The sequence below is a fragment of the Paenibacillus puerhi genome (assembly GCF_009846885.1).
Lineage (GTDB): Bacteria > Bacillota > Bacilli > Paenibacillales > NBRC-103111 > Paenibacillus_G > Paenibacillus_G puerhi.
Genome location: NZ_WUWM01000001.1, coordinates 167776 through 182379, shown reverse-complemented (window position 1 = coordinate 182379; position 14604 = coordinate 167776). Strand labels below are relative to the sequence as shown.

The window sequence follows — 14604 nt, the reverse complement described above, 5'->3', positions numbered from 1 at the left end:
CCTTTAAGAGAATAGAATCATATATGCTAACAGTATACACTTAATATTCAACAAACATTCAACTACGTCCTTTATTTCTCTCTTTTTTGAATTCTAGCGGATGAGCAGGTGCCGAATAGTATAGAACTTTTCCGGCCATACCTCAACACGGATACCCCCCACAGAAGCAAGGGGATCAGCACCATATTAAGCGTCAGCATATACCGGATCCACCCTATCCGCATCAACTCTTCCGATGGATTATACTTGAGAATCATCCACATGGTTAGAAGAAAGGTCATTCCAGCTACAGGCCCTACGAACCTCTTCCAGTTCCGGGCCTTCCCGACCCATTGAGCAAGTCCGTAGCTGATGATAAATAAATAGACGGAAAGCTTGATGAAAATGCTGACCAGCCAGATCGACATCACCAGAATATCCATGTTCTGAATAAATTCCATCAGATACACCAGCTTCACCATCTCAAAGAAAGGGAATTGCAGCTTGGCGCTAATCTCCGGTCCGAAGGTGAGCAGCACCCATAACCCTCCGATGAGCAAAATAAAAGAAGAAACCAGTACACCTGCCAATGCCGCACGCTGCGTCCCTTTACCCGGGTTTTCCACAAAAGGAAACAGCATCATAAGGAACACCGACTCGCCGAGCAAATAGGCCGGACCCAAGGTTCCCTTCCCTATGCCTGCTATCCCGGTGTCTGCATATACAGGCAGAAGCAGCCTCCACTCCAGATTATTGACGGTTAAAGTAAAGGTCAGCGCCAATATCAGCAGCAGCAGGGGCGCCCATAGCTCAGCACAGCGCCCGATCGCTTCAATCCCGCCCTTATACACCGCATAGACAATGATTGCAAGCATACAGCTTATAATCAGCCATGACGGCGTTTCGTACAGTACATTCAGACGAATAAACAAAAATTGATCCCGCAGAATAAGGTTAAGCACCCAAAACCATTGAAACAGGTACGGGATAACAAGGAGCTTCCCGGGCCATTTGCCAAGCACCGTTACGGCGAATTCAATCAGTGTCTGATCCGGATGCCGGAGACTGACCTTCACCGCTATATAGGTGATCAGCCATCCGCACAAGCCTGCGACGAGGTAGCATATCCACACATCCTGTCTGCCATGTTCGAGCACAGCCCTGATGGAGATGAGAAGATTGATCCCGACTTCCAGCAAAAGCATGATCCAGAAAACCTGTCTGTTCGTTATTTTCATCGGAATTCCCCCTTCTCGGGGCTTGGCAACAGAGATTTCCCTGTGATACCTATGCTGGTCAAGGTAAGCTTCACCTCGACGCTTATATCGGCGGAAGGAAACAGCTTCGCCCACTCCTGCTTAAGCTCCTTCCACTGATACGGATGCCGGCGGTGAATGCTATCGCCAAATCCGAATATATCGCATTTATAGCTCTTCTGCACCTTATTGAGCGTTTTCCGCGTCTGGCGTTCCAGGTAACGGCTTATCCGGTCTTGAACGGCCTCCATATCCTTCCGCTTGGTCAAGTCAAGAGCCGAATCGTTCTCCACAATAAAACCCTTTCCCTCCAGCAGTACTTTGAAGGATACCGTGTGACCGTCCAGCACGGGCACGATACGGCTCTTGAAGCTGTTAACGTTCACCGTTACCGTCTCCCTGGATCCCGACATCGCATAAGTGAAGGCCCGATAGCGCAGCTTTCCTAACAGCCACAGTCTCACCCAGAACTCATCGGGACCCAGGTAACCGGCGAGCTTCATCTGCTGGGTAAAGATGGCGGCGCCTGTTAGCTCCAGAGTCGTTTTTGGGGGGTTATCCGTCGGCTTCTCGACTTTATACTTTTTTTCCGGATGTGAAATTTCTAAGGCCGGCATCACCCCGCAGCTGCCCGTATTGGCCATCATATAAAAATCAAGCAGGGAACGGCTGATGGGCGCGCCCACTTTTTCCTGTATTTTTTGAACGGCCGTCGAAGGATTGGACTCCAATTGATAGGATAAACTCATCGCTTGCTGGGCCGTGCTTCCCTTAACGACAAAAATATTCGTGCGCGGTCGAACGGTCGGATTGCGGCTGTACTCGTCCAGAACGGAAGCGACTCCCGCCTTGGCCAGCTTTTCTCCGATAAAGATATTCCGGCGGTGACCCGGGAAAATGATGCGGGACAGTTTTTTTTGCATATTTTGCGCAGCGTCACTGTTATCCTTGCCATAGGCGCTTTCAGTCAAGAAGCCGGTCTTCCCGCTCTGCCCCCCTCCTCCATGCTCGGAACCCTGCTTGCCGGAAAGCGGCAGCACGATATTGGCCGTCGCCAGGTAGACGCCATCCTCGGCCAGGTCCATTCCCCATCCCAAAATAATTGCACGGTCATTCAGCTCGAGCCGATCCCAGCAGCCGGTCAACAGCAAGGAGGCACCCAAACATACGCCTGCCAAAGCCAAAACTTTATTGAGCATGACTCCGTCCTTTCCGCAGCTATGGCCTCTTTCGTTTCGGGAACCGTTCCAGATTGCGCCCGGCCAGCCACCGCATCCTTTTTCGCATGCTCCATTTTGGAGCCCTAATCAGCACATCGTTTAAATTCTCGGGAACCATCGGCGCATAGGGAGCCATGTAAGGAACGCCAAACGGCTTCAGCATAACCAAGTGAACGCTGAGCGCGATTAGAAACAGAACGATGCCGTAAAACCCCAGCATTCCCGCAACGATCAGAAGCGGAAACCGGAGCATGCGGAAAGCGGTGCCGGCGTTGTAAAGCGGAAAGGCGAAGGAAGCTATACCCGTTAACGATACAATGATAATCAAGGGCGTAGATACGATACCCGCCGCCACGACGGACTGACCGATAACCAGCGCCCCGGCAATGCTCACAGCCGGACCTACCTGCTGGGGAAGCCGGATCCCGGCCTCCCGCAGCCCTTCGAATATAAATTCCATAAGAAAAGCCTCGATCACCGCCGGGAACGGAATGCCCTCGCGCGCGGAGGCAATGCTAATGACAAGCGGGGTAGGAATCACCTGCGGATGAAAGGTCGTCAGCGCCACATACAGAGAAGGCAGCAGCAAAGACACGTGTACGAAAGTGTACCGGACCCAGCGGACAAAGGTGGCGTATAGATAATGCCCCGTATAGTCATCAGCCGCCTGAAGAGCGGACCAGTAAGTCATAGGGAGCACAAGGACGAACGGAGAATTATCCACGATGACTACGACTTTGCCTTCCATCAGAGACGAGGCCGCGACATCGGGACGCTCGGTATTCTGGATTTGCGGAAAAGGAGAGATGACGTTATCCTCGATCAGCTCCTCCACATTGCCCGAGTCGAGTATTCCATCCACGACGATGCGGCCCAGCCTCGTTCGAATCTCATCGACCAGCGTTTCCTTCGCGACACCCTCTATATAAACAAGCGCTATGTTCGTCCGAGTCATTTCCCCCGCTTGAAGCGATTCTACCTTGAGCAGCGGGGTACGCAGCCTGCGGCGGATAAGCGAAACATTGGTACGCAGGGACTCCAAAAATCCGTCGCGCGGACCACGGACCACTTTTTCGGATGTAGGCTCTTCCACAGAACGCTTCTCCAGGCTGACCAAGTCGGCAACAAGCGCATACGATTCGCCCTCCAGAAGAATCGCGGTCTCTCCCCTTAGTATCGCCTTTACTACCTCGTCCCGGCTGTGCGCCTTGTTCACTTGCATGGTCGGGAGCCACAAGTTCTCGTGGCCAGCCTTCTCCCCGGCTTCTTCGGCATCGGCCTGCTGCCGGAAGTGATTCATGAGCGGGCGCAGCACGGCCTCATCCAGCCCTTGAACATCGCTCATCCCGTCGATGTAAACAATAATTGCTTTCAAAGTCCCTTCCATGCAGCATTCACGGTATATGATATCCGAACAGAGTGAAAATTCCTGTTTGAGTTTTTCCTGATTGCGCAGCAGATCGGTATCCAGCGGTTCTCCCTGCAGTGCTTCGGCTTGCGGCATATCGCGATCACCCCACCTGTAGGTATTCTCCTATACTGGGAATAATATGTATGACCGGGTGAAAAACATAGCGATCCGCATCGTCCTTGTTCCTGCCGCCTGAAGTCATCGCGGGGCAAGCGTGCCTTTACAGCAAAAAGGAGGACCGGATAGTCCTCCTTTACGCAAACGCCCTTTAAACTTATGGCTTGATCACACTCTTTAATACATCCTCTATCATCCGGGTATTGGCGATCGTGCCGGTATATAGCCAGCTCTTCTCCAATCCGAATTCATAGATCTGTCCTTTTTGAACAGCGGGAATGTTTTTCCACAATGGCCTCTGAAGCTCCTCCGAGGCGTCCTTTCCGTTGCTGTTGACCAGGAAGATATAATCGACATCCATGTCAGCCAGCTTCTCCAGGGAAAGGGCGTTCCAGTTGTTTTTACTGGACGCCGAAATTTCCTTCACGGCAGCTGGCACCGTAAATCCAAGGTCTCTATATAGGACATCTCCGCTGGACATTTTTTCATGGACGACGTAAAAGTTTTTCTTGCTGTGCCAAATCGCCACCGCCGACTTCGTGCCGATCGACTTGTTCAGCTGCTCTTTGGCTTCCTTGACTTTGGCTTCATAAGTATCCAGCGCCTGCCGGGCTTCCGCGTTTTTATCCAGCACTTTACCGATTTCGAGCAGCTCCTGCCTCCAATCGTTGTTTTTATCCATGCCTACCGTGTAAGTAGGCGCAATCTTGGCGTATTGGGCGTACTTATCGCCCGCCACCATTTCGGCGGAATCGATCAGGATCAGATCGGGCTGGAAGCTGGTCACGACCTCAAGCGGCAGGTCCGAAGGAATTAGCGGAACGTCCTTCAAAGCTTCCTGCAGGTAAGCCTGTACGTTGGTTTGCTTGACCGACCACTGAGCAACAGGCTTGACACCGAGTGCGACCAGATGGTCTTCCAGGTAAGAGCCGATGATGCGCTGCGGCTTCGACGGAACCTTAACTTCATTCCCCAGACTGTCCTTGAGCACGCGCTCGGCAGCGGCAGGCTCGGGTGTATGACTGGCTGCCGGCGTCTGGCTTTCCCCGGCTGCGCCCGGATTCGTTCCACATGCGCTGATCAGCAGCGTTAAGCTTAGCAGCAAGCTTAATACGGTCAATCGTCTTGTACTGCGGTTCATAGTAAATACCCCTTCTCGATCTTTATGATAATGATTATCAACCTCATTAACATTATAGGGTTGCGGGTAAGACAGGGCAATAGAGCTTCTTGCCAAAGGTAATGGACAATATGGACGTGCGGACCGCTCCGCATGCTGTTTATACCCGCTTGGAGTTACACCGGCATGCTTCTTGAACATTCGGCTGAAGTAGTAGCGATCCTGGAAGCCGACCTCGGAGGCGATTTGAGACAAAGAAGCCTCGGTATGCAGCAGCAATTCCTTGGCCTTATCGATGCGGTATCGGATCAAGTAATCGATCGGGCTGCAGCTTGTCCTTTCCTTAAACATCCGGGATAAATGCCGGGGGCTGCAGTCCAGCATACTGGCCAATTCCTCCAGGGTCAGCGAGTCGGCGTAGTGCTCGTGGATATAACGGATCGCCTGCGCCGCCGTATCCGCCTGCACCTGCTCTTGGAGCTGACGCATCAGTTCAAAGATAAACTGATGGAACAACGCTTTGACATGCAGGCGCTCAAGCCCGCCTTGCTGATGCCAGCTGTACTCCATGAGCTCGGTCAGACGAAGCAGCGCAAGCGGATGCCGGGGGGAGATTCCGTACCGGCTTTGAAACGGATTGCCATCATCCATCAAGCTCTTCACCATAGGAATTCGCCAAGGCGGCAGAAAGGCTTTGTACAAAATCAGATAAAAGTGGAGCTGCTCTTCCGTTACGACAATATCCAGGCAGGCCCCCTTTCCGGCATGCAGGACGTGGAAGTTCTTCGCGGTATAGGCCACACCGTCCAGTCGCAGCTGCGCCCCGCCGTTCACGGTGAATAAAAACCCGCTTGCGGGCAGTCGGTAGGTAGCGAAGTCTTCTCCCCGTTTGACCGTCCGACGGCGTATATCCAGCACCTTATGTACAGCGTGCGTCCATAAGCGGATATGGCCGGCTATATTGAAGTCAATATCCATGTGTTCCTCCCTGTTGTACACGAAATCCAAGGTTCATATTTGAGAATAATTATCATTTACTAGTTTAATGCAAGGGGCCACACTCTTCAACAAGAACCATTCGCCGAGGCGTACAGCATGCCAAAGAGCCTTCTCGTGACGTCCCTCAAGGAAGGCGTGTCAAGAAGGCTGAATGTGGTCAGTCGTTCCGTTCAGGACTCGTGTCATGACGATCGTGATGTGGTTTGAAACACACCCAAAATTAAAGAGTTCCTTATTCAATCAGCTTTATTCAACCTTAATGACCTACGTCATCCTAGCCGCGCTTCAGGATTATACCTCCTGTCGGTCCTTGGCATGGAGTCCCCGACTTTCGTGCGGGTATGCCCTGAATCAAAAGACGGTTTCATACAATGACAGGCAACACACAAATGGGATGTCCTATAATTCTTATTTATTTTTCATACGTATGCTCGTAGCTTTCAAATACCTCTTCAGGTGGCAGTGGAGATGGGGGCGGCGGCGGATTGTTTTTCAAATAAAGGGCGCGCCTCTCCATACGCTGTATCGATTTGAATTTCAGGGTCAGCCATATCTGGCTGGCGATGTAAATGGAGGAATACATTCCGACAACCAGACCTAACGTCATTGCCAAGGAGAACAGATTAATGGAATCACTGCCCCAAACCAACAAAGCGATCGAAGCGATCAATACGGTTACAGCTGTATTAACGGAACGTACCAGCGTTTGATTGATACTCAGATTAACAAGGCTTGTTAAATCCCCCCAGGTTTTGGCTCGGGCAAATCGGAGATTTTCACGTATTCGGTCAAAGATGACGACGGTATCGTTAATGGAGTAGCCCACAATCGTCAGGATCGCGGCAATAAAAGGTAGATTGACCTCCAGCTTTAGGATGGAAAATACGCTGATAACGAAAAAAGCATCGTGCACCAGGGCGATGATTGCTGCAACAGCGAAGCCCCATTCGAAGCGTATGGCGACATACAGCATAATGCCAATGCTGGCAACAGCTACAGCGACGATGGCCTGAAAGGCCAATTCCTTGGCGATCCCCGGGTCAACCGTGTTTTCCTCCTTACCGATGCCGTTTCCATATTCCAAAGCAAAAGCTGACAGGATGCGGTCGGATTCGCCAATATCCGCATTGAGCACCCGATCAAACCGCACGGTGACCCGATCCTGCTGGCCTCCGCCTACAGTAACGACAGATGGATCAAATCCGGCTTTTCGAACAATTTCTTCCGCTTTATTTTTTTCAATTGGTTTGCCCAGGGCAATATCTATGGTTGTACCTGCCTTAAAATCTACTCCGTAGTTTAAACCATGTACCAGCAAGCTGCCAATTCCAATGACAGTAACTAGAATAGAAATAAAGAAATACAGTTTTCTATGGCTGACAAAATCAAAAGACCTGTGCACAAGTGGCATCGGTTCATTCTTGCCAATGGCAACCACTTGCTTTCGCGAAACTCCAAAAAACAACGGATTGTTGAAAGCCTCTGTTTTGGCCAGCATTCTAAGCAGCCATTGAGAGAAGTAGACATTGGTCAGGACACTCAGTCCAATACTAAGCACAAGTGTAAGCGCAAAACCTTTAATCGCGCCTGTTCCGACATAAAATAAGACAATAGCGGCAATAATTGTTGTAACATGTGAATCCATAATCGTCCGAAAAGAATTTTTATAGCCTTTGCGCAGTGCCGACTGTAAGCTGAGGCCCGTGCGCATTTCATCCTTAAGTCGTTCATAAGTAATAACATTGGCATCTACGGCCATTCCAATGCCGAGCACAAAAGCGGCAATTCCCGGTAAGGTCAGCGTCGCTCCCAGCCAATTCATGATCCCCAGTAGCAGCCATGAATACGTAATTAGCGTAAAGCTGGCAATAAATCCTGGGATACGGTAAAGAACGAGCATAAATAACAAAATAATAATAGAGGCATAAGCTCCCGCCTTTACAGTTTGCTCAAGCGAAAGCTGACCTAATGAAGCTCCAACAGATTGTGCGTATTTTTCTGTAAGCTTTAGTGGAATCGCGCCAAGATTGATCGTATCTACAATTTCCTTGGCTTGGTCGTAAGTGTAATTACCGGTTAAGGTAGAAATTCCTTCGGTAAGAACGACTAGTATGACAGGCTCCACCAGAACCGTTTCATCCAGTTGAAACGTTATCTTTTGATGCAGCAGCCTGGTTGAAATCTCTAACAGCTTCTGTTTATCCTTGACCTCAACCCGTATTAGCGGTTTTTGCAATTCCCCGTACACGATGTGCGACGCACCCTCCAGAAAATCGCTTCCGTTTAATTCGATCGCACCGTCCGGGCCCCGGACAGTCAGCTGAGCTGGCTTCTTGAGAATTTCTCTTACCTTCTGCTCATCCTCTATACCTGCCAGCCGAACCCGGATTCGATTGGATCCCTCCGTCCAAATTTCCGGCTCTGTAATACCTAGAGCATTAATGCGTTTTTCTAAACTTTTTGCCGTTTGCCTTAAAGCATCCAGCGTAACGGCTCCATTATCCTCAAAGGTCGATGCTTCGTATAACACCTCAAAGCCGCCCTTCAAATCGAGACCAAGCTTCACGTTGGAGAGTACGTTCGGAATGGTCACTCCTATAAGACTTAAGGTAATGGTAATAGTTAATAGAAAGGCAGTTATTCTTGTATAGTTAAGCAAACAAAGTCTCCTCCCGACAAATCCTCCCGCGTGCTTGCAGGAATATGGACTCTTCTTCACGAAAATATGACATATACTGCGATGATAAAGATATATCACCAGTCGAAATGCTATATTAACATCATGCACTGCAGTGCTCAATTTGACTAACCCATAGGAGACAATTTATGACGACACAAGTTGGGCAGACAACCAGGATAACGTTGTCAATGATAGTAAAAAACGAAAGCGGACGTTATTTAAAACAGGCCCTGGAACGGCATCGCCTGTATATCGACGATGCGGTTATTATTGATGACGGGAGCACGGACGATACCATAGATATTTGCTTACAGGCTCTGGCTGGGATCCCCGTTAAGTTAATCAAAAATGAAGCATCGAAGTTCAGCAATGAAATAACGTTGCGCAAGCAGCAATGGGAGGAAACCATAAGCGTTAATCCGCAATGGATTCTTAATCTTGATGCCGACGAATGGTTCGAGGATCGATTCACCACCGAGATACGCCAGCTTCTCGAACAATCGAACTCCTATGTTATCAGCTTCCGGTTGTATGATTTTTGGACGAACTCAGCCTATAGGGAAGATAGCAACTGGCAAGCGCATCTATATTACCGACCGTTCCTGCTACGCTACAATCCTGATTTCCCCTACGTGTGGAAAGAAACGCCACAGCATTGCGGGAGATTTCCGGAAAACATTTACCAGCAGCCCAATGAACTTTCCAGTTTGCGGCTGAAGCATTTTGGCTGGGCAAATGCTGCAGACCGTTTGCAAAAATTCAATCGATATATGCTGCTCGATCCGGATGCAGTCTACGGACTGAAGGAGCAATATCGATCTATCATTGATAGCAATCCGCATTTGATTGAATGGGTAGATTGAGAATATATGGTTATGGCTCACTGTGACTTCTGCTCATGCATAAATCCTGATGCTTACGACTGATTAAGGACCCCGGTCAAATATTGCTTATTCAGCAGCATGCTAGGGTGATGGGGATCATACGACAGACCAATCTCATTATGCTCCATTGCGCGTTTATGTTGGCCGAGACGATCATAGCAAACGCAAAGCTGCAAATGCGGCTGCCATGTCCAAGCGCTAGGATCGGGAGATGCACTCAGGTCGGCCGGTCTTGTCAATTTGAGCGCTTGCTTATATAAAGGAATGGCTTCCTCCCATTGCTCCACATTCATAATCATGAACGCCAGCTTACAGTATATTTCGGCAGAAGGAATACGGTTTACATAAGTTTCCAAAATGTTTCTCGACTCCATCGGCTTTCCCAATATATAGTAGAAGTCTGCTGCATACACAATAGCCTCCACTCGCTGTTCTTGTTCGCCTTGGCCAGTTTCTAAAAAGCTCAAATAATACTCAAGGGCTGCTTCCTCATAAAGATAATTACGCATGCTTGTTGCATTGTGAAACAATTGCTCAGCGGTTAGTTCCTTTACTGAACCAGCAAAAAGTGTTGCGTGGTCCGGTTTCAGGCAAAGCTGCTTAAAGGCTGCTACACCCGCTAAATCGGATTCACGATAAATATGATAAGCCGGATATGTTGTTTCCACGAACATCCCTAGACCCAATGCAGCCGCACGAATACAGAAATGTCGATCCTCTCCCCAAAAGGAAATACTTTTAATTTCCGCAAAGCTTACACCTGCCTGCAATGCCTGTTTACTTATCCATGTACAAGCACCAAGCCCCCCTACCTCATACAAGCCTGGCACTCGCAGTTGGGCAAAAAAACGCTTCAGCCGCAGGAATTGCTCCTGGCCCTCCACCTCTTCTCTGCGATCCTTGCGGTATTGCGTATATTCGTCCTGCAGCCAAACTTGTGGCATTTCAAGCGTATCCGGCTGCCATTTCGTCCAAAAAATACAGGAAACAATCGGTTTATCGGCTTGAATCAGCTGCTTCAAGGTTTGCGGATGCAAAACGAGATCGGAATCGACTAGAAACAAACCGTCATATTCGGCATTACGTGCTCGTTCTATCATGTCGTCCTTCATAGCAGCGACTTTCCAAATTTGGCTTTCTTTCCAGTAGTGTGTAAACTCACTGCGTTTGTATTCCTCATCGGTTTGTATAGCAGGTCGTATCATAACGCTCCTTCCTGTCGTCTCGCAAAAATCGCTAAGCATCTGGGATGACAGCATGTCTACATTATCGTCAACAAATATATAATCAACAACGGTTGAGCTTTGTGTTAATTCCGTAAGCGATAACAGAAATTGCTCTAAAATAGCAGGAGTCTGCCTGATAGGACTGCCAATTAAAACTTTCATCTTTTCAATGTCATTCCTTTATCCTTGACATTTTTTACGAACTGAATCGCTTCCGCTCGGGTAAGCAAATCCCTTCCTTTGTATCCAACCACGGTAGCTGACGTTTTTCCGCTGGAATAGCCTTTATCCAACAGATACTGAATAGCCTCGTCCTTTAGCAAAGAAGTGCCGTCTGCTGCTGCGATGATACCAGCCACTGTCTCACGATTGATAAAAGCACTTCTCAATTCTACAGCATCCCCGATTCCATGAATGGGAAAATGACGAGCTTCACCAAACGTATAAAAGGCGTCAGCCCAATGGTTATTGGATACAGCAGCTTGAACACCAAACATTTTCAGGAAAATCGCCAGAAACTCCGCTTCCGATACGTTGTTATCCGGTTTAAAGCTGCCATCCTGGTATCCATCGATGACCTTATTCTCATACGCCCATGAAATCATGCTTTCTGCCCAGTGCCCAGTAACATCGTTAAATATAGCTCCTCCGATTTGAGCAGGATTTCCATCCCCCCCGGCAAAGATGACTTGAACAGGATAACGCTGGCTCTCAGTGCTCCCATCCCCCAACTGACCAGCCTCGTTTGCCCCCCATGCCCATAAAGTGCCGTCTTTTCTTAAAGCAAGATTATGGTCCGCGGAGCTGGCAGTGACGGCTATAATATCCGTAAGATCGTTAACGCGAATGGGATCTATTCTTTCATCAGTAGTCCCATCACCCAACTGGCCTGCAAAGTTGCCTCCCCATGCCCATACGGTGCCATCTTTTTTTAATGCCAGATTATGGCCTCTGCCACCTGAAACCGCAATAATATCCTTCAAGCCTTTTACTTGAAACGGAGCTGTTTTGTTCTCATTTTTCCCGTTTTGATTCCAACGCCACGCCCATACCGTTCCATCCCTTTTGACAGCTGTTGTATATTTCCCCTCAGCTACTGCCACAACATTCGTCAGTCCACTCAATTGCACCGGATCTGATTTCCATTCTTCGCTTCCTAATGTACCAATGCTCGATTCAGCAGAGCGGTTATTTCCCCATACCCATACCGTACCATCTCTTTTAACGGCTGCACCGTCATTAAGACCGCTCGAAATAGCCGTTATATCCGTTAGACCCTGCACTTGCACAGGTACCAGCTTACTGTCGGTTATATTCACACCTAACTGACCATATAGGTTCCAGCCCCATGCCCACACGGTACCATCACTTTTAAGTGCCAAGGTGTGTGCGGCACCGCTGGAAATAGCCGTTACATCCGTTAGACCACTTACTTGAACGGGACTTGACTTATCTTCCGTGGTTCCATCTCCCAATTGTCCGTAGAGGTTCCAGCCCCATGCCCATACCGTACCATCTTTATGCAGAGCTACTGTGAAGGACTGGCCGCTCGTTACCTCCACTGTATCTGTAACACCTTTCAACTGTATAGGATACAGCTTGTTATCCGTTGTTCCATCACCTAATCGGCCATCCTCATTGGCCCCCCATGCCCACACGGTGCCATCCTGATTAACGACTTTCGATTCTCTGTAACCGGTAGCCAATGATTGAATCGCTAATTCGCCGCTATTATTGGCGTGGGCGTTATCAGGAAAAATGACCGTAGCTTCCACTATAAAAAACATTGCCATCATGACACACAGGAATTTCGCATTTCTGAATGGTTGACGCATAGTTGGCTTCTCTCCCTTACTATTCGCTATTAATTGTTCCCGCACGGGACATTAATAAAAAGAATTATTCCTAGTGATTAAATAAACTCCCAATCCCTTAGATCACTGAAGGGATTAAGAGTTTATTTGGAGTAAGCTGATTGCTGTGTTACCTGATTATGCAGACGCAGCTTAGCTTACAGGTCAATACTCAAAGCGAGATTACTTAGCTGTGTCCGGTTCAGGATGAAGCACTAAACTGATTTCAGCAGGAGTGGTCGTGTCGTCGATCGTACCATTGCCCAATTGTCCATGACCATTGTAACCCCATGTGAAATATTTGCCTTCACGGCTTATAGCACTGCTGTTCAGATAACCAGCCGAGATCGATTCGAACTGTCTGTCCCCGCCTACTTTAGTTGGCAGCAGCTTGGATACCCGAGTCCCATCCCCGAGTTGTCCAAATTTATTATTGCCCCATGCCCACAAGGTTCCATCACTTTTTAAAGCCATGCTGTGAACAGAGCCACTTGCTATTTGGGCGATTGACTCTAAGCCTGTTAGCAGCACCGGAAATAAGCGATCTGTTGTTGTTCCATCGCCCAATTCGCCTTCACCGTTATATCCCCATGCCCATACGGTACCATCATTTTTTAAAGCCAGTACATGGTATTGACCACGGGATACCGCTGCAATTCCACTTAACCCCGTTATGTTCTGAGGCATTAGCTTGTTTACTTTCGTTCCGTCACCCAATTGACCAAAGGCATTAAACCCCCAGGCCCATACAGATCCATCGCTTTTTATTGCCACATTGTGGAATGCCCCAGCCGAGATCGATGTAACAGAGCTCAAATTGGCTACTTGCAGGGGGGACAACTGTTTCTTGGTCGTCCCGTCACCCAATTGACCGAAAGCATTATTCCCCCAGGCCCAGACGGTTCCATCATTTTTTAAAGCCAGGGAATGCTGCTCACCTGCTTCTATCGCAACGATATTGCTTAATGATGAAATTTTTGTTGGGACAGGCTTCTTCTCGGTCGTTCCATCGCCTAATTGCCCAGCCTCATTGCCGCCCCAAGCCCACACGGTTCCATCCTGTAGAAGAGCAAGGGAATGATTCTGCCCAGCGGATACGGAGCTTACCGAGGTCAACCCGGCTACTTGCTTAGGTAACGAACGATTTTGGATAGCTTCGTCGCCCAAGGTGCCCTTCTCGTTATTCCCCCAGGCCCATACCGTCCCATCTTTCTTAGTTGCTAATGTATGGTAAGAACTGAAATTCCCCATGGAGATTGTGGCATCTAAGGATAGTGAAGCTGCAAGGCTGTTTACGGTTATCTCGTTGCTTGCTACTGATACATTCCCGGCGGCGTCCTTAGCTTTCACCGTGAAACTATACGGAGTTCCCGGAAGCAAGCCTGTGACAGTATGGTTCAATACCCCATACGTTACACTGGTTACCAAATCTGCACCTTTATACAGTTGATATTCCGTTACAGCTACGTTACCCGTTGCCTCGGACCATGCAAGGCTTGCACTGTCCGCTGTACTGCTGGCTAAGGATAAGACAGGTGCGCTTGGAGGTACTGTATCCATAACCGGTACTGGGACGTAAACATTATTTACTACTCCACTATTTCCTGCAGCAGCATTGTATACATGATAGCTAACTGCACCCGTGTTATCTGCTGATGTTCCCCCGTTCAAGCTTGTGTTTTCTACTGCTTGAGTCACAAACAAAACAGGAGTGAATAAATTAAAGGCAACAAAAAGTGCAATAAGCGTTGCGCGTTGTTTCATCGATAATACAATCCCCCATAAATTTGACATCTTTCTTAGGCCATCCAGTATTCTATATAAGACCGGATATAGAACAATAATGGCAAATCCCGCAT

The 14604-nt window shown here is 48.7% G+C and carries 9 protein-coding genes; 1 reads left to right on the top strand and 8 read right to left on the bottom strand.

The genetic code is table 11. From position 1 onward, the window contains the following. Positions 1–71: 71 nt before the first annotated feature. The 5 genes from GSF01_RS00775 to secD form a co-directional block, all read right to left on the bottom strand. Positions 72–1217, bottom strand: coding sequence for a GerAB/ArcD/ProY family transporter (locus GSF01_RS00775; protein ID WP_159881106.1), 1146 nt, complete (start codon positions 1215–1217; stop codon positions 72–74). Next, a complete protein-coding gene (locus GSF01_RS00770) occupies positions 1214–2434 on the bottom strand; it encodes a Ger(x)C family spore germination protein (protein WP_159881105.1) in 1221 nt (406 codons plus the stop codon). Before GSF01_RS00770 ends, GSF01_RS00775 begins: the two co-directional genes overlap by 4 nt. Before the next feature lie 19 nt (positions 2435–2453). Continuing rightward, positions 2454–3959, bottom strand: a complete 1506-nt coding sequence (locus GSF01_RS00765; protein WP_159881104.1) for a spore germination protein — start codon at positions 3957–3959, stop codon at positions 2454–2456. A gap of 181 nt (positions 3960–4140) precedes the next feature. Next, entirely contained in the window at positions 4141–6081 is a 1941-nt protein-coding gene (locus GSF01_RS00760) for an AraC family transcriptional regulator (protein WP_159881103.1), read from the bottom strand. A gap of 433 nt (positions 6082–6514) precedes the next feature. Next, positions 6515–8761 (bottom strand): protein translocase subunit SecD, encoded by a 2247-nt coding sequence (secD, locus tag GSF01_RS00755; RefSeq protein ID WP_235941198.1) that lies wholly within the window; start codon positions 8759–8761, stop codon positions 6515–6517. Positions 8762–8928: 167 nt separating this feature from the next. On the opposite strand from secD, the gene GSF01_RS00750 reads away from it, so the two are divergent. Further along, positions 8929–9645 (top strand): glycosyltransferase, encoded by a 717-nt coding sequence (locus tag GSF01_RS00750; protein WP_159881102.1) that lies wholly within the window; start codon positions 8929–8931, stop codon positions 9643–9645. Positions 9646–9698: 53 nt separating this feature from the next. Here GSF01_RS00750 and GSF01_RS29210 read toward each other — a convergent pair whose 3' ends face one another. The 3 genes from GSF01_RS29210 to GSF01_RS00735 all read right to left on the bottom strand — a co-directional run bounded on the left by GSF01_RS29210 (position 9699) and on the right by GSF01_RS00735 (position 14509). Then, the gene (locus GSF01_RS29210; RefSeq protein WP_201305289.1) at positions 9699–11054 is read right to left on the bottom strand and encodes a tetratricopeptide repeat protein; all 1356 of its coding nucleotides are present in this window, start codon (positions 11052–11054) and stop codon (positions 9699–9701) included. Further along, complete coding sequence (locus GSF01_RS00740; protein ID WP_159881101.1) at positions 11051–12727, bottom strand: RCC1 domain-containing protein; 1677 nt, start codon at positions 12725–12727, stop codon at positions 11051–11053. The genes GSF01_RS29210 and GSF01_RS00740 overlap by 4 nt, the downstream gene beginning before the upstream one ends. A 201-nt stretch (positions 12728–12928) precedes the next feature. Continuing rightward, positions 12929–14509 carry an RCC1 domain-containing protein gene (locus GSF01_RS00735; protein ID WP_159881100.1) on the bottom strand — a complete coding sequence of 527 codons (1581 nt, stop codon included), beginning with the start codon at positions 14507–14509 and terminating at the stop codon, positions 12929–12931. Positions 14510–14604 lie beyond the last annotated feature (95 nt).

What these genes read in the sequence shown, in the direction of transcription:
- GSF01_RS00775 (WP_159881106.1), bottom strand. Translation starts at nt 1,217, where the DNA reads ATGAAAATAACGAACAGACAGGTTTTCTGGATCATGCTTTTGCTGGAA.
- GSF01_RS00770 (WP_159881105.1), bottom strand. Translation starts at nt 2,434, where the DNA reads ATGCTCAATAAAGTTTTGGCTTTGGCAGGCGTATGTTTGGGTGCCTCC.
- GSF01_RS00765 (WP_159881104.1), bottom strand. Translation starts at nt 3,959, where the DNA reads ATGCCGCAAGCCGAAGCACTGCAGGGAGAACCGCTGGATACCGATCTG.
- GSF01_RS00760 (WP_159881103.1), bottom strand. Translation starts at nt 6,081, where the DNA reads ATGGATATTGACTTCAATATAGCCGGCCATATCCGCTTATGGACGCAC.
- GSF01_RS00750 (WP_159881102.1), top strand. Translation starts at nt 8,929, where the DNA reads ATGACGACACAAGTTGGGCAGACAACCAGGATAACGTTGTCAATGATA.
- GSF01_RS29210 (WP_201305289.1), bottom strand. Translation starts at nt 11,054, where the DNA reads ATGAAAGTTTTAATTGGCAGTCCTATCAGGCAGACTCCTGCTATTTTA.
- GSF01_RS00740 (WP_159881101.1), bottom strand. Translation starts at nt 12,727, where the DNA reads ATGCGTCAACCATTCAGAAATGCGAAATTCCTGTGTGTCATGATGGCA.
- GSF01_RS00735 (WP_159881100.1), bottom strand. Translation starts at nt 14,509, where the DNA reads ATGAAACAACGCGCAACGCTTATTGCACTTTTTGTTGCCTTTAATTTA.